General features: G+C 58.9%; 19 protein-coding genes. 6 read left to right on the forward strand and 13 right to left on the reverse strand.

The window, feature by feature from the left end:
- Nucleotides 1-154: 154 nt before the first annotated feature.
- The 3 genes from Q1A74_RS14465 to Q1A74_RS14475 are packed head-to-tail and all read right to left on the reverse strand — an operon-like array spanning nucleotide 155 to nucleotide 2,312.
- Nucleotides 155-760, reverse strand: a complete 606-nt coding sequence (locus Q1A74_RS14465; protein WP_299597629.1) for a YggT family protein — start codon at nucleotides 758-760, stop codon at nucleotides 155-157.
- 11 nt (nucleotides 761-771) lie between these two features.
- A complete protein-coding gene (gene proC / locus Q1A74_RS14470; protein ID WP_299597632.1) occupies nucleotides 772-1,599 on the reverse strand; it encodes a pyrroline-5-carboxylate reductase in 828 nt (275 codons plus the stop codon).
- A gap of 17 nt (nucleotides 1,600-1,616) precedes the next feature.
- Entirely contained in the window at nucleotides 1,617-2,312 is a 696-nt protein-coding gene (locus Q1A74_RS14475) for a YggS family pyridoxal phosphate-dependent enzyme (RefSeq protein WP_299597635.1), read from the reverse strand.
- Between the two features lie 95 nt (nucleotides 2,313-2,407).
- On the opposite strand from Q1A74_RS14475, the gene Q1A74_RS14480 reads away from it, so the two are divergent.
- The 5 genes from Q1A74_RS14480 (at nucleotide 2,408) to Q1A74_RS14500 (ending at nucleotide 7,768) form a co-directional block, all read left to right on the forward strand.
- Complete coding sequence (locus tag Q1A74_RS14480; protein ID WP_299597638.1) at nucleotides 2,408-3,442, forward strand: type IV pilus twitching motility protein PilT; 1,035 nt, start codon at nucleotides 2,408-2,410, stop codon at nucleotides 3,440-3,442.
- 1 nt (nucleotide 3,443) lies between these two features.
- Nucleotides 3,444-4,589: a PilT/PilU family type 4a pilus ATPase gene (locus Q1A74_RS14485; protein WP_299597640.1), complete on the forward strand. Its 1,146-nt coding sequence runs from the start codon at nucleotides 3,444-3,446 to the stop codon at nucleotides 4,587-4,589.
- A 66-nt stretch (nucleotides 4,590-4,655) separates the two neighbouring features.
- Nucleotides 4,656-5,402 carry an SDR family oxidoreductase gene (locus Q1A74_RS14490; RefSeq protein ID WP_299597643.1) on the forward strand — a complete coding sequence of 249 codons (747 nt, stop codon included), beginning with the start codon at nucleotides 4,656-4,658 and terminating at the stop codon, nucleotides 5,400-5,402.
- Nucleotides 5,403-5,417: 15 nt separating this feature from the next.
- Entirely contained in the window at nucleotides 5,418-6,035 is a 618-nt protein-coding gene (locus Q1A74_RS14495; RefSeq protein ID WP_299597646.1) for a LysE family translocator, read from the forward strand.
- A gap of 17 nt (nucleotides 6,036-6,052) precedes the next feature.
- A complete protein-coding gene (locus Q1A74_RS14500; protein ID WP_299597649.1) occupies nucleotides 6,053-7,768 on the forward strand; it encodes an amidohydrolase in 1,716 nt (571 codons plus the stop codon).
- A gap of 1 nt (nucleotide 7,769) precedes the next feature.
- Here Q1A74_RS14500 and Q1A74_RS14505 read toward each other — a convergent pair whose 3' ends face one another.
- The 8 genes from Q1A74_RS14505 to Q1A74_RS14540 all read right to left on the reverse strand — a co-directional run bounded on the left by Q1A74_RS14505 (nucleotide 7,770) and on the right by Q1A74_RS14540 (nucleotide 15,232).
- Nucleotides 7,770-8,798, reverse strand: coding sequence for an amidohydrolase family protein (locus Q1A74_RS14505; protein ID WP_299597652.1), 1,029 nt, complete (start codon nucleotides 8,796-8,798; stop codon nucleotides 7,770-7,772).
- 103 nt (nucleotides 8,799-8,901) lie between these two features.
- Entirely contained in the window at nucleotides 8,902-9,447 is a 546-nt protein-coding gene (locus Q1A74_RS14510) for a 3-hydroxyanthranilate 3,4-dioxygenase (protein WP_299597655.1), read from the reverse strand.
- Nucleotides 9,444-9,920, reverse strand: a complete 477-nt coding sequence (locus tag Q1A74_RS14515) for a RidA family protein (RefSeq protein ID WP_299597657.1) — start codon at nucleotides 9,918-9,920, stop codon at nucleotides 9,444-9,446. Before Q1A74_RS14515 ends, Q1A74_RS14510 begins: the two co-directional genes overlap by 4 nt.
- 65 nt (nucleotides 9,921-9,985) lie before the next feature.
- Nucleotides 9,986-10,828, reverse strand: coding sequence for a fumarylacetoacetate hydrolase family protein (locus tag Q1A74_RS14520; RefSeq protein WP_299597660.1), 843 nt, complete (start codon nucleotides 10,826-10,828; stop codon nucleotides 9,986-9,988).
- Nucleotides 10,828-11,898, reverse strand: a complete 1,071-nt coding sequence (gene dmpG / locus Q1A74_RS14525; protein WP_299597663.1) for a 4-hydroxy-2-oxovalerate aldolase — start codon at nucleotides 11,896-11,898, stop codon at nucleotides 10,828-10,830. The genes Q1A74_RS14520 and dmpG overlap by 1 nt, the downstream gene beginning before the upstream one ends.
- Nucleotides 11,899-11,905: 7 nt before the next feature.
- On the reverse strand, nucleotides 11,906-12,901 hold the full coding sequence (locus Q1A74_RS14530; RefSeq protein ID WP_299597666.1) for an acetaldehyde dehydrogenase (acetylating): 996 nt from the start codon (nucleotides 12,899-12,901) through the stop codon (nucleotides 11,906-11,908).
- 29 nt (nucleotides 12,902-12,930) lie between these two features.
- Entirely contained in the window at nucleotides 12,931-13,725 is a 795-nt protein-coding gene (gene mhpD / locus Q1A74_RS14535; protein ID WP_299597669.1) for a 2-keto-4-pentenoate hydratase, read from the reverse strand.
- Nucleotides 13,726-13,753: 28 nt separating this feature from the next.
- Nucleotides 13,754-15,232: a 2-hydroxymuconic semialdehyde dehydrogenase gene (locus Q1A74_RS14540; protein ID WP_299597672.1), complete on the reverse strand. Its 1,479-nt coding sequence runs from the start codon at nucleotides 15,230-15,232 to the stop codon at nucleotides 13,754-13,756.
- A gap of 213 nt (nucleotides 15,233-15,445) precedes the next feature.
- Here Q1A74_RS14540 and Q1A74_RS14545 point away from each other — a divergent pair, with 213 nt between their 5' ends.
- Entirely contained in the window at nucleotides 15,446-16,387 is a 942-nt protein-coding gene (locus tag Q1A74_RS14545) for a LysR substrate-binding domain-containing protein (protein ID WP_299597675.1), read from the forward strand.
- Nucleotides 16,388-16,475: 88 nt separating this feature from the next.
- Here Q1A74_RS14545 and Q1A74_RS14550 read toward each other — a convergent pair whose 3' ends face one another.
- A complete protein-coding gene (locus Q1A74_RS14550; protein ID WP_299597677.1) occupies nucleotides 16,476-18,695 on the reverse strand; it encodes a TonB-dependent receptor in 2,220 nt (739 codons plus the stop codon).
- Nucleotides 18,696-18,952: 257 nt separating this feature from the next.
- Nucleotides 18,953-20,377, reverse strand: coding sequence for a sodium-dependent transporter (locus tag Q1A74_RS14555; RefSeq protein WP_299597679.1), 1,425 nt, complete (start codon nucleotides 20,375-20,377; stop codon nucleotides 18,953-18,955).
- Nucleotides 20,378-20,382 lie beyond the last annotated feature (5 nt).

The raw sequence follows: 20,382 nt of genomic DNA on the forward strand, positions 1-20,382 counted from the left end.
TTTTCCTGCATGCAGCCGGCAATATAAAGCCCGCACATCAGGTTTCGCGAACTGGGTAGAGCCTGGAATGGCGATTGGGGAGGAGCTGACAGCTAAGTCAGCTTTGGAGCCGGCCATGCCGGCCCCAAAGCCAATAAGATCAAGCCGGTAAGAATCAGAAGGGGATATGCCAGAACAGGTTGTATACCAGCTGAGGCATATGAACGCTTTGCGCAAAGCCGACCAGCAACTTGTCGGCCACAGTAAGCAGGATAAATACAAAGATCGGGCTGATATCGATCACCCCCAGCGGCGGGATTATTTTGCGCACTGGGGCGTAAACCGGCTCTAGCACCTGGCGCAGCAGCATCAGTGCGGGGTGCGAGCTCTGCGGCGCAACCCAGCTCACCACAATGGAAACCAGCATCCCCACAAACAGGATCGCGATCAGCGTCATCAACACGCCGAGCAGGGACCAAAGCAGCGCACTCAAGGGGTTCAACATACCTGCGCCGGCGAGAAAGCCCGCGCCCATGATCATTACCCACCCCACCAGCAGGGCGAGCAGCAGTGAAGCCATGTCGATACCGAACAGCCCAGGCACAATCTTGCGCAGCGGGCGCAGAAAGGGGTTGGTCACCTTGACGATGCCCTGGGAGATCGGATTATAGAAATCCGCCCGACCCACCTGCAGCATAAAGCGCAGCAGCACCGCGAACAGGAACAGAATCCCGATGGTGGCGAGTAAAAAAACGCCAATATTACTGAAGGTGTTGACCATCAAAAGTCCTTTTATTTATCGAGTTCGTTAGCCATTTCTGCGGCACGCGCAGCGCAATCGTTCATAGCCTGCTCCACCAGTTGCGGCAGGCCACCCTCCTGAAAGCATTTGATTGCCCGCTCGGTGGTGCCATTGGGAGACATGACATTGCGCTTGAGCTGCGCCACATCTACATCCGCGGCCACCGCAAGTTTCGCCGCGCCCAGTGCGGTTTGCAAGGTTAGTCGCTCGGCGTCTGCGCGATTCATGCCGGCCTTCTCCGCCGCGTCAATCATGGATTCCATAAACTGAAAATAGTAGGCGGGGCCGGAACCGGACACCGCGATCACCTGATCGATCCCGGATTCCTGCTCGACCCACTGGGCGATGCCCACCGCATCCGCCATCTGTGTGGCCACGGACTTGTGTTCACCGGTAACGCCGTCGCCCGCATACAGGCCGGTAACGCCGGTGCCTACCAGCGCGGGCGTATTCGGCATCGCACGCACAATCGGCACCCCCGCCCCCAGCCACCGCTGATAGGCCGCGAGCGGGATTCCAGCGGCCAGGGTAATCACCAGGGGTTTGCGGGCGCTCACTTCCGTGGCAATGGTCTCACACAGCGCTTTCATCACTTGCGGCTTGACCGACAGCACGATCACATCCGCATCCCGGATTGCCACAAGGTTGTCGGTACTGCCGTGCACACCAGTGCGATCACAAAACGCCTTAAGCTTCTGTTCGTCGCGGCCCGTGGCGACAATCTTGTCGGCGGGATAACCACTGGCCACCATTCCGCCAATCACCGCGCCCGCCATATTGCCGGCGCCGCCGATAAAGACCATTTTTTGATCAGACATTGCTTCCTCCGAAACTGTTATTTGCGCGCACCGAAGATATCGGTCCCTATCCGGACGATGGTCGAGCCACTGAAAATCGCCGCTTCCATATCCCCGGACATGCCCATCGACAGAGTATCCAGCGGCTGATCCGGCAGCTGGTCCTTGAGCGCCTCCAGCAATCCAGCCAGCTGTTTAAATGGTGTGCGCTGGTCCTCCGCTGCCCCGCGGGGTGCCGGAATTGCCATCAACCCGCGCAGCCGCAGGTTCGGCAGCGTCGCCACTTTGGCCGCCAGTGCCGGGAGCGCCTCCGGGCTGACGCCAGACTTGCTGTCCTCACCATCGATATTCACCTGCAAACACACATTCAGCGGGGCCATACCCTCCGGGCGCTGCTCGGAAAGGCGCCGTGCAATTTTTAACCGCTCCAGAGAGTGCATCCAGTGAAAATGCTCCGCCACATCGCGTGTCTTGTTGGACTGCAGGGGGCCGATGAAGTGCCAGGTGATATCGCAGTCACTCAGCGCTTCCTGCTTATCCAACGCCTCCTGCAGATAATTCTCGCCAAAGTGGCGCTGCCCCACATCATAGGCCGCCCGCAGGTCTTGCGCCGGGCGGGTTTTGGACACTGCCAGCAGGGTGACCGCATCGGACTGCCGGTCACAACTACGGCAGGCTGTGACGATCCGCTCAGCGACAGAATTGAGGTTTTCGGGGATAGACCCTTTGCGCATATACTGGGACCCAACTTTTGCTCGGCGGGCATTCTATGCGCTCATTGCCGCCGCGTCATATATGAGAAGAATCGAGAAGAATAAAGGTTAGCAGTATGGACATTACAGAACTCCTCGCCTTCAGCGCCAAGCAGAACGCCTCGGACTTGCACCTCTCCGCTGGCCTGCCCCCGATGATCCGGGTGGACGGCGACGTGCGCCGTATCAACCTGCCGCCCATGGAGCATAAACAGGTACACGGCCTGATCTACGAGATCATGAACGATAAGCAGCGCAAGGACTACGAAGAGTTCCTCGAGACCGACTTCTCCTTTGAAGTGCCCGGTGTGGCCCGCTTCCGTGTAAACGCGTTCAACCACAACCGCGGTGCCGGCGCCGTATTCCGGACCATTCCCTCCAAGGTACTGACCATGGAAGACCTGGGGATGGGCCAGGTGTTCAAACAGATCTCCGATACCCCGCGCGGCCTGGTACTGGTCACCGGCCCCACCGGCTCTGGTAAATCCACCTCGCTGGCAGCGATGATCGACTACATCAACGACAACAAGTACGAGCACATCCTCACCGTGGAGGACCCGATCGAATTCGTACACGAATCCAAGAAGTGCCTGGTCAACCAGCGGGAAGTCCACCGCGACACCCACGGCTTCGCCGAAGCCCTGCGCTCCGCGCTGCGGGAAGACCCGGATATCATCCTCGTGGGTGAGATGCGGGACCTCGAGACCATCCGCCTGGCACTCACCGCCGCGGAAACCGGCCACCTCGTATTCGGCACCCTGCACACTACCTCCGCCGCCAAAACCATCGACCGTGTTGTCGACGTGTTCCCGGCGCAGGAAAAAGCCATGGTGCGCTCCATGCTCTCGGAATCCCTGCAAGCGGTCATCTCCCAGACCCTGCTCAAGCGCAACGGCGGCGGCCGTGTCGCTGCCCACGAAATCATGCGCGGCACCCCCGCTATCCGTAACCTCATCCGCGAAGACAAAATCGCCCAGATGTACTCCGCCATCCAGACCGGCGCCAACGTGGGCATGCAGACTATGGATCAGTGCCTGGAAGAGCTGGTCGAGAAGCGCATCATCAGCCGCGAAGTCGCGCGCGAAAAAGCGAAAATGCCGGAGAATTTCTAAGATGGAAATCGAACGACTGTTACAGCTGGTTCAGGAAAAAGGCGCGTCCGACCTGTTCATCACCGCCGGCGTACCCGCCTCGATCAAGCTGCACGGCAAAATCGTCCCCGTCAGCACCTCTCCGCTGACCCCGGAAAAAGCCCGGGAAATGGTCGTCGGCATCATGAACGACCGGCAGAAAAAAGAGTTCGCAGAGACCAAAGAACTCAACTTCGCCATCTCGCTGCGCAACGTCGGCCGCTTCCGGGTATCCGCCTTCTTCCAGCGCAACCTCGTCGGCATGGTGCTGCGTCGCATCGAAACCAAAATCCCGACGATTGACGGCCTCGGGCTACCCGAGCAGCTCAAAGAGCTGGCGATGACCAAGCGCGGCCTGATCATTTTTGTGGGCGCCACCGGTACCGGTAAATCCACATCCCTCGCTTCGATGATCGGCCACCGCAACGAAAACTCGAAGGGCCACATCATCTCCATCGAAGACCCGATCGAATTTATCCACCAACACCGCGGCTGTATCGTCACCCAGCGGGAAGTAGGCCTGGATACCGACTCCTTCGAAACCGCCCTGAAAAACACCCTGCGTCAGGCGCCGGACGTGATCCTGATTGGTGAGGTGCGTTCGCGGGAAACCATGGACCACGCCATCGCCTTCGCCGAGACCGGCCACCTTTGTCTGTGTACCCTGCACGCCAACAACGCCAACCAGGCGTTGGACCGGATCATTCACTTCTTCCCGGCGGATCGTCACCAGCAGTTGTGGATGGACCTGTCCCTGAACCTGCAGGCCATGGTCGCCCAGCAGCTGGTGCCGACGCCGGATGGCGACGGCCGCCGCGCGTGTCTCGAGATCATGATCAACACCCCGCTGATGTCAGACCTGATCCGCAAAGGCGAGGTGCACAAAATGAAGGAGCTGATGAAGCGCTCCATTGAGCAGGGTATGCAGACCTTCGACCAGGCCCTGTACGAACTCTACGACCGCGGCGAAATCACCTACGAAGACGCCCTCGCCCACGCGGATTCCGCGAATGACCTGCGCCTGATGATCAAGCTCAAGTCGGAATCCGACGCAGAGTACCTCAACAGCGCCGCCGACGAACTGAGCCTCGCCAGCGATACTGACAACAGCGGCCCGCAGATTTATTAATCCCCCCACTGGAGCCTGCCGGCTGGCGGGCTCCAACAGCGGTCACCCTCCCATCAGGAAATGCCTTTGCGACCTATTGCTTTGATCACTGGCGGCAGTCGCGGTATTGGTGCCGCCACAGCACTTTTGCTCGCAGAACAGGGTTACGATCTCTGCATCAGCTACCGCGAAAGACCCGCCGAGGCGGGTAAGATCGTTGAGGCATGTGAAGCCTTGGGAGTAAAAGCGATCGCGTTGCAGGCCGACATTTCGCGTGAAGAAGACGTCGAACGACTTTTCAGAGAGCTCGACAACCGCTTGGGCCGGCTGAACGCACTCGTCAATAATGCAGGCATGCTGATGCAGCAAACCCGCGTAGAAAACCTTTCCGCCAAACGCATCAACAAAATCCTGCAAACCAACGTCACTGGCACCCTGCTCTGCTGTCGCGAAGCCATCAAACGTATGTCCATCGCGCGCGATGGAAATGGCGGTGCCATCGTCAATGTGTCTTCCGGTGCAGCCCGCAGCGGCTCGCCCAACGAGTACGTGGATTACGCAGCCAGCAAGGGCGCGGTCGATTCGTTGACTATCGGGCTCAGCAAGGAGGTCGCGCGGGAAGGCATCCGGGTAAACGCTGTGCGTCCAGGGTTGATTCACACGGGAATGCACGCAGATGGCGGCGAGCCCCATCGAGTTGATCGTCTAAAATCCGCAATCCCTCTCGGGCGCGGCGGTCATGATCGAGAGGTCGCGGAAGCGATTGCTTGGCTGATCAGTGACAAGGCCTCTTTTTCCACAGGCACTTTTATCGATGTGACCGGTGGACTCTAAGATGGAAGTATCCCCGTGACACTAATCAGCACTTTCGCACTATTCGGAGCCATGGTCGTTCTGGCGGCTATTCCCGGCCCGGGAATTTTTGCGGTGATGGCGCGATCGGCCAGTGGCGGCATGGCACATGGTGTGGCGACATCGATCGGCATCGTTTTCGGTGATTATATTTTTATCGCGCTGTGCCTGTCTGGCCTCGCCTATGTCGCGGATATGATGGGCAGCGTGTTTGTGTGGATTAAGTATCTCGGTGCCGCCTATTTACTTTGGCTGGGTATCAGCCTGTTGCGCACACGGGCAGTTACCGCACAGGTGGCCCCCACATCCACCAAATCACTGACGTCCAGTGTACTGATCGGGCTGACTATTACGCTCGGAAACCCCAAAGCAATTCTGTTCTATGTCAGCTTTTTTCCCGCTTTTCTGCCACTGGCGGAAATCACACTCACCGATATGCTGATCATTTTCGCCATCACCACGGTCAGCGTGGTTGGTGTAATGCTGATTTACGCCTGGATTACGGTTCACGCGCAATCTCGCCTGCAGCATCGCACAGGCAATCAAGTTTTGAGTAAGGTCGGCGGTGCTCTACTGGTGGCCAGCGGCCTCTGGATGGCGATGCGCGGAATGTGAGCGCGAGAGTTTTTACTATGACGCTTTATTCACGACCACTCTTTCTCGCCTCCCTTTGCGCGCTACTTGCCGCCTGTGATTCCGAAAGACATGCAGCGCCGCTCCACGCCGCGCGTATTTTTATAAACGGCACCATCCTGACGCTAGACAGTGCAAATACCACCGCGAATACACTCGCGATTTCCGACGGAAAAATTCTGGCAGTAGGCAGCGACGCCGAAGCGCTTGCTGACGATGACACCGAAGTGGTCGATCTCAATGGCAAAACCCTGTTGCCGGGCTTCGTCGCCGTCCACGAACACCCGGCAATCAGCGCGGTATTCCGCAACTTCCTCGATATGAGCGGCTTTACTCATGACAGTGCCAGCGAGGCGTGGCGGGCATTGGAGACAGAGGTGGCCGGAACTCCGGCCAACGACTGGATCTATGCCAAGGGACTCGATCCGATTTTACTGGAGGGACTGGATACTCCGACCCGCGACCAGCTCGATCAGATAGCGCCAGGCAATCCACTGTTCATTCTCGCCCAGAGCATGCATACCGCCTGGGTAAATTCCGCGGCGCTTGCCGCCATGGACATCAATGAGAATTCGCCGGTACCCGGCGAAGGCTCCTATTACGGGCGGGATGAAAATGGGCGCCTGAATGGCATGCTGGTGGAAAAGGCCGCGCTGGAGCCGTTTATCGCGCCCCACAAAAACCCATTGAAAGTAGCTGCCGCTTACGAAGCCGAGCTCGATGACCTGCGCAGTGCGGGATATACCACGGTGGCATCACTGGGGTTCAATGTGCCGGCGTGGCTGGCCAAGTGGGCTTCCAGCGATAATTTCCAACCGCGTATTCGTCAGTTTTTTTATTACCGCGGTGAAAACCTCGACAAGCTGAACGGTAATCCAGAAACCGGCAGTGATTATTTCAGGATACTGGGCGCAAAGTTCTGGTACGACGGCTCGCCCTATAGCGGCAGCATGGTAGTGGAAGAGCCCTACGCCGAGAGCGCACTCAGCGAACAACTGGGCATTGCCCACGACAGCCACGGTGAGCCGGTTATCAGCGCGGAAGAATTTCAGGCGCAACTGCACGATTTCAACGGGCGCGGCTGGCAAACCGCTACCCATGTCCAGGGCGATCGCGCGGCGCAGGAATTTCTGCAAATCCTGCAACAGGAATTTGATTCCCTACCCGAGGCAGAACAACAGGCATTTATCCACAGGCGCCATCGGCTTGAACACGGGCTGATGCTGAACGGGACTGTGTTAGCTCCACTGGCCAAACTGGGCGTCACACCCAGTTTCCATATCAATCACCTTTACTACTACGGTGACGCACTGAAAGATCAGCTGATCGGGCCGGAGCGAGCAAAAAAATTACTGCCAGTGCGCACCGCATTTTCCCTGGATATGCACCCGACACTTCATGCGGACAGCCCGATGTTCCCGGCTGAACCTTTCAGCCTTATGCAGACCGCCATCACTCGCGTATCGCGGTCCGGCACCGTGCTCGGCAACAATGAAGCTATCACACCGCTTCAAGCCCTGCGCGCCATGACCATCAATGGCGCCCGGCAGCTAGGCATGGAGAATAAAATAGGTAGCCTGGAAGTTGGGAAATGGGCTGACTTTGTGATTGTCGATCGCAACCCTCTTGATACCGCGACAGAATACTGGCGCGAAATAAACGTTCTAGGGACCTACATCGCGGGTAAAACACAATCACACCGTTTTGATCGGTAATTCAAGCCAACATCGCCTCACTCTTCGATGAAACCGCCTCCAGATCAAAAAAGCGCATGGCATTTTCGCCGAGGATGCCGCGCTTGGCGCGACTGGAAAATCCCGGCTGGCTGCGCACCAGTTCACCCACAGTCTGCTCTCCCAGAGGGAAGGGATAATCCGAACCCAGCAGCACTCGCTCCTCCCCCATGGTTTTCACCAGTAACGCCAGCGCATCGTGGCTGAATACCGCGGAATCCACATAAAAACGATCGGTATAGGACGAGGGCAGATTCGGGCAGTCCTGGCGCACGATATCCCGATGGCGCCAGGCGTTGTCGACCCGGCCCAGCTGAAACGCAAAACTGCCACCACCGTGGGCGAAGCAGATTTTCAGGTCGCGGGAAATGCGCTCGAAGGCACCGGACAGGATCAGCGACAAAATCGACAGCTGAGTTTCTGCGGGCATGGCCACCAGCCACTGCAACATGTACTTGGGCATGCGCTCGCGCCCGAGCATATCCCAGGGGTGCACCAGCACCGGGATTTTTTCCCCGGCGCAATGCTGGAGGAAAGTCACCAGGCCCTCGTCGTCGAGATTTTTTTCTTCCACGTGATTGCCGATCTGCACGCCCACATGGCCATTGTTGAATGCGCGGCTGGCTTCCGCACAAGCCGCATCGATATCCTGTAGCGGTACCTGGCACAGGGTTTTCAGGCGCGCGGGATCTTGTGCACAGATTTCCAGGGCCAGGTCATTGAACAGCTGTGCATTCTGTATCGCGTGTTGCAATGGCCGCTGGTAACCGAACAGCAGGGGCGTTGCACACATGATCTGGATATCCACACCGTCGCGGTCCATATCTTCCAGGCGCCTGGCGGAATTCCAGCAGGCTTCCTGCACTGGACGAAACTCTTTGTCTCCCAGCATCAGCATGGCGCGGCCGGCGCCGTCGTGGCGCATCCACGGCCAGTCGGCGCCACCTATTTTTTGCGACAGATCCGGCCAGGTCTCCGGCAGGAAGTGAGTGTGCATATCAACGACGGTCATATCATCCCCTCATCTTTGGGCCGCAGGAAGCCGCGGCGCACTTTCGGTGCACCGGAAAATCCAGCATTTTTTATTTATTGTGTGCGGAGCCAGCGGCTCCGGGTCAGCGGTTCGGCAACGGGTGCACGGCGCCGCAGTGATCGCACTGGCGCAGCGATTCGTCACTATAGAAAGCGTCGAACAGCGGCGGCAGGTCACGGGCGATGTTCTGCAACAACACCTCGGTGCGGTGCAGAAGCCGATTGCAGTCCTGGCAATACCACTCGAAGGCATCTTTTTCGCCGGGCGGGCGCTTGGGCTCGATCACCAGGCAGATGCTGCCCTCTTCCGGGCGCTGGGGAGAATGGCGCACATGGGCGGGCAACAGGAATATTTCCCCCTCGCGAATGTGCAATTCCTCAGGGCCATCGTCGGTCATGATGCGCAGGAAGCAGTTGCCCTTCATCTGGTAGAAGAACTCTTCTACCGGGTCGTCGTGGTAGTCGTAACGGGTGTTGGGTCCGCCCACCACCGTGACCATGAGATCGGAATCTTCCCAGATCAGTTTGTTGTTCACCGGCGGCTTCAGCAGGTGTTCGTGTTCGGCAATCCACTTCTGGAAATCGAACGCGCGCAGCTTGCCCACAGACGGTAAGGATGTTGGTTTCACCGGGACGCTCCTTTTTCCAGTTCCGATTTCTGTGCCTGAGGTTTGTAGGCAACCGCCTTGATCTCGATCAGCAGATGCGGATGTGGCAGCTGGTGTACCGCGACCGTGGTGCGCGCGGGGCCCTGCTCATCAAAGTACTCCGCATACACCCGGTTGTAGCCACCGAAGTCATTCATATTGACCAGAAAGCTGCTGATTTCCACCACATCGCTCAGATCCGCACCCGCCTGCTGCAGTATCGCGCGCATGTTTTCGATCACCGCGCGGGTCTGCGCTTCGATATCCAGTGCGGTGGTGCCGAAGCCGTCGACTTCCACACCAACAAAACTGTTGTCCGCACGGCGCGAGCTGGTGCCCGATACATAAATAAAGTCACCCGCGCGGCGGTAGTGGGGGAAGCGCCCGCGGGGTACCGCGAGGCCTTCGATGACCTGGGCGGAACTGGCCGCCGCAGCCGTGTGTGTATTGGTCATATTCGTACCCGATTTTATTGTTGCAGGCTGGTTTTACCGTGAATGGTTTGATTGACGCGTCGGGCTTACGCCGCAGTTGCGGCCGCGCGTGAATCCCGCACACGGAATTCCACATCTCCCAGGGCCTCGCACTGCAGGCGAATATAATTGCCGGCAGTCAGTGGTCGCGCGGCGGTAGCGGCGCCGGCGAGCACTGTCCAACCGGCTTTCAATACCCGGCCCCGCTCCGAGGCCAGCCGCGCCGCCGCCACCAGTGAGCGCCAGGGGTTGCCGAGAATCGCGGCACTGGAGCCGAACTCCACCGCGGCACCGTCCATTTCCAGTACCATACCCAAGTTATCCAGTTGCGTCAGATCCCGCCGCCACTGGCCAACCACAAACCCCGAGGAGGAGCAGTTGTCGGCAATCACATCGTGCAGGGAAAAGCGAAAGTCGCGGTAGCGTGAGTCGATGATTTCCAGTGCCGGCGCCACCGCTTCCACCGCGTCCATGGCCTCGGTGAACGACACCGGCCCGCACAGGTCTTTTTTCAGCAGGAAGGCAATTTCCGGTTCCACCCGCGGGTGAATAAAGTTTGCCAGATCCAGCGTACCGCCCTCTTCGATTTGCATGCCGCTGGTGAGCGGGCCCCAGATCATTTCGTTCACGCCCATCTGCTGCATCTTGGCGCGGCTGGTAAATCCCATTTTGATGCCCAGCTGATGCTCACCGCGCGCGAAGCGACGCGCTACGGAGGCGTCCTGTACCTGATAGGCGCCGTCGAGAGACAAAGTAACACCTTGGGTGGACAGCTGGGTCATCGCGCTGGCCGTATGGGCGGCCTGATCCAGGCGTTGGGCGACCATATCCAAAGTGTCGATATCCCCCGCGCTTTTTTCTGTGTGTTGTGTGTGTGTCTGTACTGTCATCACTGTACTCCGCTTGTCGTGGCAGTCGCGTTCAGCAGGTCCAGCGCCACGTCGACGATCATGTCTTCCTGACCACCGACCATTTTGCGCCGCCCCAGCTCCAGTAAAATTTCCCGGGTATCCAGCCCGTAGCGCGCCGCGGCGACTTCCGCGTGGCGCAGGAAGCTGGAATAGACCCCGGCGTAACCCAGCGACAATGTCTCCCGATCCACCTGTACCGGGCGGTCCTGCAGCGGGCGCACCAGGTCATCGGCGGCATCCATCAGTTGCAGCACATCACTGCCATGGCGGAAACCGATGCGGTTGGCCGCGGCAATAAACACTTCCAGCGGCGCATTGCCGGCGCCTGCGCCCATGCCGGCGAGGGATGCATCCACCCGGCGCACCCCCTGCTCCACCGCGGCGACGGAGTTCGCCACACCCAGGGACAGGTTGTGATGGGCGTGAATACCGATTTCGGTTTCCGGTCGCAGTTGTTCACGCAGGGCGCGCACCCGCGCACTGACATCGCGCATATTCATTGCGCCGCCGGAGTCCACTACGTACACACAGCCGGCGCCGTAGGACTCCATCAGCCGCGCCTGCTCGGCGAGACCCTGCGGGCTGTTCATATGCGACATCATCAGAAAGCCGATGGTGTCCATGCCCAGTGCGCGGGCGTATTCGATATGCTGGCGGGAGATATCCGCCTCGGTGCAATGGGTGGCCACACGCACGGAGCGCACGCCCGCGTCCCAGGCCCAGTGCAGGTCTTCCTTGGTGGCGATGCCGGGCAGAATCAGTGTGGTGAGCACCGCGTTTTCAATCACTTCTGCGGCCGCGGCGATCCACTCGCGATCGCTGTGGGCACCAAACCCGTAATTGAAACTGGAGCCGTTGAGGCCATCACCGTGGGCCACCTCGATGGCATCGACACCGGCGCGGTCGAGGGCGCGGGCGATCTGCTGTACCTGTGCAGTGCTGTACTGGTGGCGGATCGCATGCATGCCGTCGCGCAGGGTGACGTCCTGAATATACAGCTGAGGCTGCAGGTCCCGATCGTTCTGATTGCTGTTCACTGTGCTTGTCATATTCGCCTCACACCGGTTGCGGCTGCAGGGATTGTGTCGCCACCCCGTGCAGTGCCATCTGTTCCGCCGTGGCCAGCGCCGCGGATGTCATGATGTCGAGATTGCCCGCGTAGGCCGGCAGATAGTGGGCAGCGCCCTCCACCTGCAAAAACACCGTGGTTTTCAGACCACTCACGGCACCCAGCCCGGGAATATTGACCGGCGCCTCCGCAGGAATTTCTTCGAACTGCACCGCCTGCTTGAGGCGGTAGCCGGGTACATAGGTGCTCACCCGCGCGACCATATCTTCCACCGCAGCAGCAATCTTTTCGCGCTCGCCGGATTCGCTCAGCACCAGCACCGTATCGCGCATCAACATGGGCGGCTCTGCCGGATTGAGAATGATGATCGCCTTGCCGCGGCGCGCGCCACCCAGTTGCTCAATGGCCCGCGAGGTAGTCTCGGTAAATTCATCGATATTCGCGCGGGTACCCTGGCCCGCAGAACGCGAGGAAATGGACGCGACGATTTCCGCATAGTGCACCGGTACCTGGCTGGCGATTGCCGCCACCACCGGAATGGTCGCCTGGCCGCCGCAGGTCACCATATTCACATTGGGGGCCTGCAGGTTTTCCTGCATATTCACCACCGGCACGGTATAGGGGCCGACGGCCGCGGGGGTAAGGTCGACCACCCGTTTGCCGTGGGCCGTGAGTATTTCGTTGTGTTTTTTGTGCGCGCCGGCGGAAGTGGCATCGAACACGATTTTTACACGGGAAAATTCCGGCATGTTTACCAGCCCGTCGATGCCGTCACTGGTGGTGGCAACACCGAGGCGGCGGGCGCGGGCGAGACCATCGGAGTCCGGGTCGATACCCACCAACGCGGCCATCTCCAGCACCTGTGAAGTGCGCAATATCTTGATCATCAGATCGGTGCCGATATTGCCGGAGCCGATAATGGCGACGGCTATCCGCGTGCCGGGTTCGATGTTTTCTCGGTCGGTATTTGCTGAGGCATTCATGTTATTCCCCTTTTTACTACCGCGGGCCATCAGGCCGCGGCGAAGCCCACACTGACGCTGCCGAGGCCGGATACTCGCGCCTCGAAACGGTCGCCGGGGTTGACGTTGACCATGGGCCCCAGTGCGCCGGTTAACAGTACGTCGCCGGCCAGCAGCGGTTCCCCCAGTTTGACCAGGGTGCGCGCCAGCCAGGCGGCAGCACTCAGCGGGTGGCCGAGGCACGCGCGACCCACACCGGTGGACACCGGCTCACCGGCCCGGCGCAAGGTCATGCCACACAGGGAAAGATCCAGGCCGTCGAGTTTTTTCGGCGAGTTACCCAGCACATACAGGCCCGACGATGCGTTATCCGCAATGGTATCGACGATGCTGATATCCCAGTTCTGTACCCGGCTGCCCACCACTTCGATCGCCGGCAGCACAAAGGCCGTCGCGCGAATCAGATCGGTCACCGTGGGCATTTCCATGTCCAGATCGCGCTCCAGTACCAGCGCCACTTCCACTTCTACTTTGGGTTGCAGTACCGCATTTAGCGGAATCTCACCGGAATCCGCTACGCACATATCCGCAAACAACACGCCGAAATCCGGCTGATTCACGCCCAGTTGCTGTTGCACCACTGGCGACGTCAGACCGATCTTGTAGCCGCATACCCGGCGGCCACTGTCGCGTCCGTGCTGGGCGTTGATCGCCTGTACCTTGTAGGCCATTTCGATATCGCCGTCTGGCAACAGGCTGCGCACCGGTGCGCAGGGTTTGCCGCTGGCAGCGGCTTGGCGCAGCTGTTTTGCCACGATTTCGATTTTGTCGGTCTTCAACATCATGTCCGATCTCCCAATCCGATCCTCTGAATTACAACTTGATACAGATATTCATCGGTTCTGAATAAAAGCTCAGTGAGTGGGCGCCGCCCTCGCGGCCGATGCCCGACAGCTTTACGCCGCCAAACGGCGTGCGCAGATCGCGCAGGTACCAGGTGTTGACCCAGGCAATCCCCACATCCATGACGCCGGCCACCCGGTGCGCGCGCTGCAGGTTGTCGGTCCACACGGTGGCGGCGAGACCGTAGTCAGTATTATTCGCGAGTTGAATTGCCTCTTCTTCGCTGTCAAACGGTGCGATGTGGCACACCGGGCCGAAGACTTCCTTGCGCACTATGTCGGCCGTTTCCGGCAAGCCGGTGAAAATCGTCGGTTGCACAAACGCGCCGCTATCACGGGTATCGTTAAACTTTGGAATATCGCCACCGGTGATCACCTCGGCGCCGTCGGCGCGGGCACTGGAAAAAAACGACAGCACCTTGTCGCGGTGCTTGTGGGAAATCAGCGGCCCCATGTCCGTGTCCGCATCTTGCGGCCAGCCAATGTTCAGTGCCTCGGCTTTCTGTTTCAGTGCGGCCACAAACTGCGGAAATATTTTGCGCTCAACGTACACCCGTTCGGTACACAGGCACACCTGGCCGCCATTGGTAAATACCGAGCGCGCGGTGCCCTCAACCGCTGCGTCAAAATCGCAGTCGGCAAAGATCAGCGCCGCGTTTTTGCCACCCAGTTCAAAGGAAATGGGTTTCACTCCGTCGGCGGCGGCGCGCATGATCGCCGAGCCGGTTTTGGATTCGCCGGTAAAGGTGATGGCATCCACACCGCTGTGGCTGGTAATCCACTCGCCGGTGCAGCCGGGTCCGAAGCCGTGTACCAGGTTGAAGGCACCCGCCGGCACACCGGCATCGCGCATCACCTCCGCGAGCAAGGTGGCAGTGGCCGGCGTTTCTTCCGAGGGCTTGGCAATCACCGCGTTACCCGCGGCCATGGCCGGGGCCAGCTTCCAGGTCAGCAGGAGCAGTGGCAGGTTCCAGGGGGCGATCACCGCCACCACGCCCAGGGGTTTGTCTACCGCGTAGTTGAGCGCACCGCGCCCGTCGTCGGTGGCGGTGTGAAAACACTCGGTGGCGCGGGACTTCTGCAAATCGGCAAAGATGCGGAAATTGGCTGCACCGCGGGGGATATCGATGCTGCTCGCCTGCTGCAGGGATTTGCCGGTATCGGCCATTTCCGCCGCGACAAACTCATCAAAACGCGCCTCGATGCCATCGGCGACCCGGTGCAGGACGACCGCGCGCTGAGCAGCAGACATAGTGCCCCAATCGCCTTGCAGCGCCTGGCGCGCGGCGTCGACCGCGCCGTCCACGTCACTGCGGCTGGCGCGGCATACGCGATTGATTTCGCTGCCATCCACCGGGTTGATGTTGGCAAAGGTGTGCTCGCTATCGCGGAAGGCACCGCCGATAAAATTGCGCAGCCGTCCGCCGGCATGTGGTATGGCCTGGGTCATCGCTACCCCCTCTGACACTGATCCCGCTGCCGGTCCGGGCGTCTGCCGGTGGCTGCAATTTGTTATTCGATGGGACCACTTTACGAGGGCCAGACATAATAGAAAAATAATGTTTTTGTGTCTGGATATATAAAAAACGATATAGTAAATTTTTACCCGACTTCACCGTTGGCGACACCGTCGTCCTCCGAAAACAAAGAGGCCCAGCCCACCATGACGCCGGAAAAATTCGAACGCACACTGATGGCGCGGCTCAAATTCAGACACCTGAAGTTGCTGGTGACGGTCAACGAGCAGCGCAATATTTTCAAGGCCGCACAGGCACTGAACATGGCCCAGCCCGCGGCCACTAAAACCATCCGCGAGCTGGAAAAAGATCTGGAAGTAGAGCTATTTGAACGCTCCTCCCGCGGTGTTACCCCCACCCTGTATGGCGACATCCTGATCCGTCACGCCAAATTGATTCTGGCCCAGGTAAAAGGTGCCAGCGAAGAGCTCGCCTCCCTGCACGGCGGGCTCGTGGGCCGCGTAACTGTGGGCACCCTGCTCGCCGCCAGCGCCACTCTGCTGCCCATCGCCATCGCCCGTCTGAAAAAAGAGTGCCCGAACGTCTCCATCCATATTCTGGAGCGCACCTTTGACAGCCTGTCTTCTGGTTTGCGTATCGGCGATATTGATTTTGTCGTCGGCCGGCTTCCCCGCGGAGCACAGGGAGACGGGTTAAACAGTGAGGTGCTGTATCACGAGCCGGTGGTCTTCGCCGCGCGCAACGGCCATCCGCTGTCGAAGAATAAGAAAATTACCCTGCAGGACCTGCTGGACTACGAGTGGATACTGCCACCGCAAACCACCCACCTGCGTCAGGAAGTGGACGAGGCACTGCGCGAGGCCGGCATCGAATCACCGGTGCGCGCGGTGGAGTCGGTATCCATTCTCGCCAACCGCACCCTGCTGGAAGAAACCGACATGATTTCGGTGATGCCGGACCAGGTGGTGCGTTTCTATGAAAAAGACGGACTGCTGCAGCGACTGCCGGTAACCCTGAATATCAGCCCGGGGCCGATCGGCATCAGCCTGTGCGAGGGGCGCACCCTGTCGCCGGCGGCAAATTACCTGCTGGACAAACTGCGCGAGGTGGCCGCTGAACATGATTGAAATCGAATTGGTGAAAGAAAAGAGGCGGTCAGTGACCGCCTAAAACTTTCTTCAAGTTAAGAGAACAGACAAACAATAATTTTTACCATCAGAAGTGCCAGGCCCCAGTAACGCCCACGGTGCGCGGCGCCTGATAGCCCGCAAACACGGTGCCAAAAATTTCCGACACCGAGGCCACATTCAGTTCATCAGTGAGATTCTTTCCCCACAGCTTCGCGTCCCAACGCCCGTCCGCACTGAACAGCGCAATACTGCCATCCAGCGTGTATTGCGCATCGACATGGGTGAGCGGGTTGTTATCGTTGTCGAAGAAGAACTCATCCTGCCAGCGGTAATCCAGTCGCGCATTCAGTTCACCGATATTCGCCAGATCCCAGGCGTAAACCGCGCTCAGGTTATAGCTGTGCTCCGGTGAGCGCGCGGTCTTGTTGCCCTTGAGGTTTTCACCATCGATATCCAGATTGGAGGTGAACTCGGAATCCAGGTAGCCGTAGCTGCCGGACAGGGTCAGCGCCTCCAGCGGCATATACACGAATTCCAGCTCCAGGCCGCGTGCACGGGCGTCGGCATTGGCGATCTGATAACTGGGGGGCGCATTGCCCTCGCGCACCAGCTGCTGGATCTGCTGATCGTCGTACAGGGCAACAAACAGCGCGCCGTTTAACTGCAGGCGGTTGTCGAGCCAGCGGGACTTGATGCCCAGTTCGTGGTTATCGGCAAACTCTTCATCAAAGCCAATGGCCACGTCCGCCGGTGACAGCGCATTTTCACCGTTCCAGCCACCACTCTTATAGCCCTCGGAATAGGTGCCATACAGTAATACGTCTTCGGCCGGGCGGTAATTCACCGTGGCCATTTTGGTGACCGCACCGAAGCTATCCTCGGCGCTGCCCGCATTGGTTTCCACGTTACCCGGGTTCTGCCAGGGGTCCTGGAAGGGTTCGCCATTTAGTGGGATACCCCAGTGGGAAGCGGAAAAATCTTTTTCGTCCTGGCTCCAGCGCAGGCCACCGGTGAGACTCCACTGGTCATTGAAGTCGTAGGTTACCTGTGAGAAGGCTGCGGTGCTCACATTGTCGCTGGCGGAACGGTTGCCGTCTTCCCCTTCCATCACCCAGTACCACTCGGGGAAATAGAACACGAAATCCGCCAGTTCATTGCGCTCGATGGATTCCTGTAAATAGTAGAGTCCGGCCACCCAGTTGAGCTTGTCGCTGCTACCGGACAGGCGCAGCTCTTGGGAGAACTGATCGTTGACCTCGTGCTTGGTTTGCACGTAGTAATCGTCCGGGTTTTCAAATTCGGATTTGGAAAAATCGTAGAAGGTGCCCGCGGAGTTTTCCTTGAAGTAGGAATCGTTTTCCCGGTAGGCGGTGAGCGAGGTAAGCGTCAGGTTATCCCCCTGCCATTCCACCCGCAGGGAAGCACCCTTGCCATCGCCCTTCTCGACACCGTCCTCGTTGTTGGGACCCTTGCGCGGGTCGTCATTCTGGAAGGGCGCATTCCACTCGGAGACGATGCTCATATGGCGCCAGCGCGCGGTGGATTCACTGCGGTACTGGTCGAGGCTCAGCAGTGCGTTGACGCTATCGCTCAGATCCCAACTCAGCTGTGCGCGAATGGAGCTGTTATCCAGGGTTTCAATATCGTTTCCGGTATAGGTATTTTCCGCGTAGCCATCGCGCTTGCGGCCGCTGACGGAGACGCGCGCCGCTAGGTTGTCACTCAGGCCGCCGGTAACGTACCCGCGCAGCTCGGTCTGGCCGTAGGTGCCGAGGGTGGTTTCCGCCAGGGCGGAAAATTCCTGCTGTGGACGCGCGGTGACGTAGCTGATGGCCCCACCCACTACGTTCTTGCCGTAAAGCGTGCCCTGAGGGCCGCGCAGGATTTCCACCCGCTGCAGGTCAAACAAATCTGCGGTCACACCGGCGCCGCGGGAAATATACACCTCGTCTACGAACACACCGATGGCACCGGCGGCGCCGGCACTTTCAATATCGGTACCGATGCCGCGCATAAAAATATCCGGCTCGGAATTGCTGAACATATTGATCTGGAAACCGGGTACACGGCCGGCCATATCCTCGATGGACTGGACACCTTTTTCGCGCATATCGTCCGCACCCATGGCGGAGACCGCCACCGGGATGTCCTGCAGGGATTCTTCCCGTTTCCGTGCGGTTACCGTAACTTCCTCAATGCCGTAGCTCTGCGGATTTTCCGCCTGCGCAAAGACTGTCGGCGCCAGACTGCCGCTGACTGCAGCCATTGCCAGTGCAAGCGGTCGGATAGATAGAACTTCCTTCATGGAGATTGCCCTCGTCGGGTTTATTTTTATCTCTTGGGGCCCTAACTCCTGGCCCGAAACTATCGGTCGCAACGGTTGAGTCGCAACTGATGTTTTCACCTTAGGGCAGGCTTCTATCCGATAAAAATAATATTTTCCGGTCTTATTATTGTTTTATTGTTATAGCTGAATTTTCTGCGAAATCTCACGCATTCATTTCCAGCTACAATTTGCCTTGAGAAAAACACGAAAGCCGCTGGCAACAGCGGCTTTTCAATTCAGGAAGAGATGGCAACCACAAATACTGCCAATAATCCGATCGGTGTCACATAGCGCAATAGGAAGTGCCAGTAGCGGAACCCGGCCTCACTGTGCTTTTCGTCGCCGGAAAATTCATCCCGGGTCAACCACACCGGCAGACGCCAGCCAACAAACAACGCAACGAGCACGGCACACAGGGGCATGATCAGGTTCGAAACAAAATAATCGAACAGATCGAAGAAAGTTTTTCCTTCCAGAGCGGGAATAAACCCGAGGGGATGGAAATCAGCCAGCCCATTGAACGAAAGCACCGACAGGACTCCCAGCCCCCAGCTCAATCCGCCTGAGACCAGCGCGGCCTTGGCACGGGTGATCTTCAGCTTTTCCCCAAGCCAGGCCACCGAGCACTCCATCATCGAAACCGCCGAGGTCAGTGCGGCAAAAAACAGCAGCAGGAAAAACAGGCCTCCGACCAGTGCGCCTGCCGGCATCTGCCCGAACGCCTGAGGCAATGCCATAAATACCAGCCCTGGGCCTCCGCTCGGGCTCATACCACTGGCAAAAATAATCGGGAATATCGCCATACCGGCGAGCAGTGCCACAGCGGTATCCGCACTGACGATGGCCACCGACGAGCGGGGAATGGAAGCCTTGCGATTCAGGTAGGAGCCGTAAGCCATCAGGTTGGTAATGCCAACCCCGATAGAGAAAAACGCCTGCCCGATCGCATCCATCACCACCTGGCTGTTGAGCTTGGAAAAGTCCACGGTAAACAGAAATGTCCAGGCACTGCGGAAATCTCCGGTAACACCGGCGTAGATCACCATACCCAGTAACATCAGAAACAACAGCGGCATCAACAGCCGCACCAGTTTTTCAATACCGCCGGAAACACCCCGGGCGGATACCGACACGGTCAGCAACAGAAACGCACTGGCCCAGGCAAACAGTTCCCAGGCATTGGCATTGAGCCCATCAAAGGTGGCGGCAATGCCTGTAGCATCCAGCCCATGCAGGCTGCCACTGGCGGACTTGGCGACGTAACTCAGGGTCCAACCGCCCACCACGATATAGAAGGAAAAAATCAAAATCGCCGCGACAACACCGGCAAGGCCCATCCAGCGCCAGCGACTGGAAACCCCCGCCTCTTTCGCGACCCGAGCGATGGCATTGGGTGGACTCAACTGTCCGCGCCTGCCCACCAACAGTTCGGCAATCAAAACCGGCAGTACGATGGAAAAGGTGGCCACAAGATACACAAACACAAAGGCACCACCGCCGCCGCTACCGGCCGCGTAGGGGAAGCGCCAGATATTCGCCAACCCTACGGCGGACCCCACAGCGGCGAGCAGAAAGCCCATGCGTGAGCCCCACTGGTCTCTGCCTGCCGTTTGCCCGGTGGAAACCGCAGCGGTGTTACTTGCCGTCGAAGTGATGGACATGGGCT

Origin of the sequence: uncultured Microbulbifer sp. (assembly GCF_947504145.1) — a bacterium.
In the GTDB taxonomy this organism is placed as follows: Bacteria; Pseudomonadota; Gammaproteobacteria; order Pseudomonadales; family Cellvibrionaceae; genus Microbulbifer.

Coding starts and splice junctions, on each gene's coding strand:
- Q1A74_RS14545 (WP_299597675.1), top strand. CDS start 15,446: ATGACGCCGGAAAAATTCGAACGCACACTGATGGCGCGGCTCAAATTC.
- Q1A74_RS14475 (WP_299597635.1), bottom strand. CDS start 2,312: ATGCGCAAAGGGTCTATCCCCGAAAACCTCAATTCTGTCGCTGAGCGG.
- dmpG (WP_299597663.1), bottom strand. CDS start 11,898: ATGACAAGCACAGTGAACAGCAATCAGAACGATCGGGACCTGCAGCCT.
- Q1A74_RS14465 (WP_299597629.1), bottom strand. CDS start 760: ATGGTCAACACCTTCAGTAATATTGGCGTTTTTTTACTCGCCACCATC.
- mhpD (WP_299597669.1), bottom strand. CDS start 13,725: ATGATGTTGAAGACCGACAAAATCGAAATCGTGGCAAAACAGCTGCGC.
- proC (WP_299597632.1), bottom strand. CDS start 1,599: ATGTCTGATCAAAAAATGGTCTTTATCGGCGGCGCCGGCAATATGGCG.
- Q1A74_RS14480 (WP_299597638.1), top strand. CDS start 2,408: ATGGACATTACAGAACTCCTCGCCTTCAGCGCCAAGCAGAACGCCTCG.
- Q1A74_RS14540 (WP_299597672.1), bottom strand. CDS start 15,232: ATGACCCAGGCCATACCACATGCCGGCGGACGGCTGCGCAATTTTATC.
- Q1A74_RS14530 (WP_299597666.1), bottom strand. CDS start 12,901: ATGAATGCCTCAGCAAATACCGACCGAGAAAACATCGAACCCGGCACG.
- Q1A74_RS14505 (WP_299597652.1), bottom strand. CDS start 8,798: ATGACCGTCGTTGATATGCACACTCACTTCCTGCCGGAGACCTGGCCG.
- Q1A74_RS14500 (WP_299597649.1), top strand. CDS start 6,053: ATGACGCTTTATTCACGACCACTCTTTCTCGCCTCCCTTTGCGCGCTA.
- Q1A74_RS14515 (WP_299597657.1), bottom strand. CDS start 9,920: ATGACCAATACACACACGGCTGCGGCGGCCAGTTCCGCCCAGGTCATC.
- Q1A74_RS14520 (WP_299597660.1), bottom strand. CDS start 10,828: ATGACAGTACAGACACACACACAACACACAGAAAAAAGCGCGGGGGAT.
- Q1A74_RS14550 (WP_299597677.1), bottom strand. CDS start 18,695: ATGAAGGAAGTTCTATCTATCCGACCGCTTGCACTGGCAATGGCTGCA.
- Q1A74_RS14485 (WP_299597640.1), top strand. CDS start 3,444: ATGGAAATCGAACGACTGTTACAGCTGGTTCAGGAAAAAGGCGCGTCC.
- Q1A74_RS14555 (WP_299597679.1), bottom strand. CDS start 20,377: ATGTCCATCACTTCGACGGCAAGTAACACCGCTGCGGTTTCCACCGGG.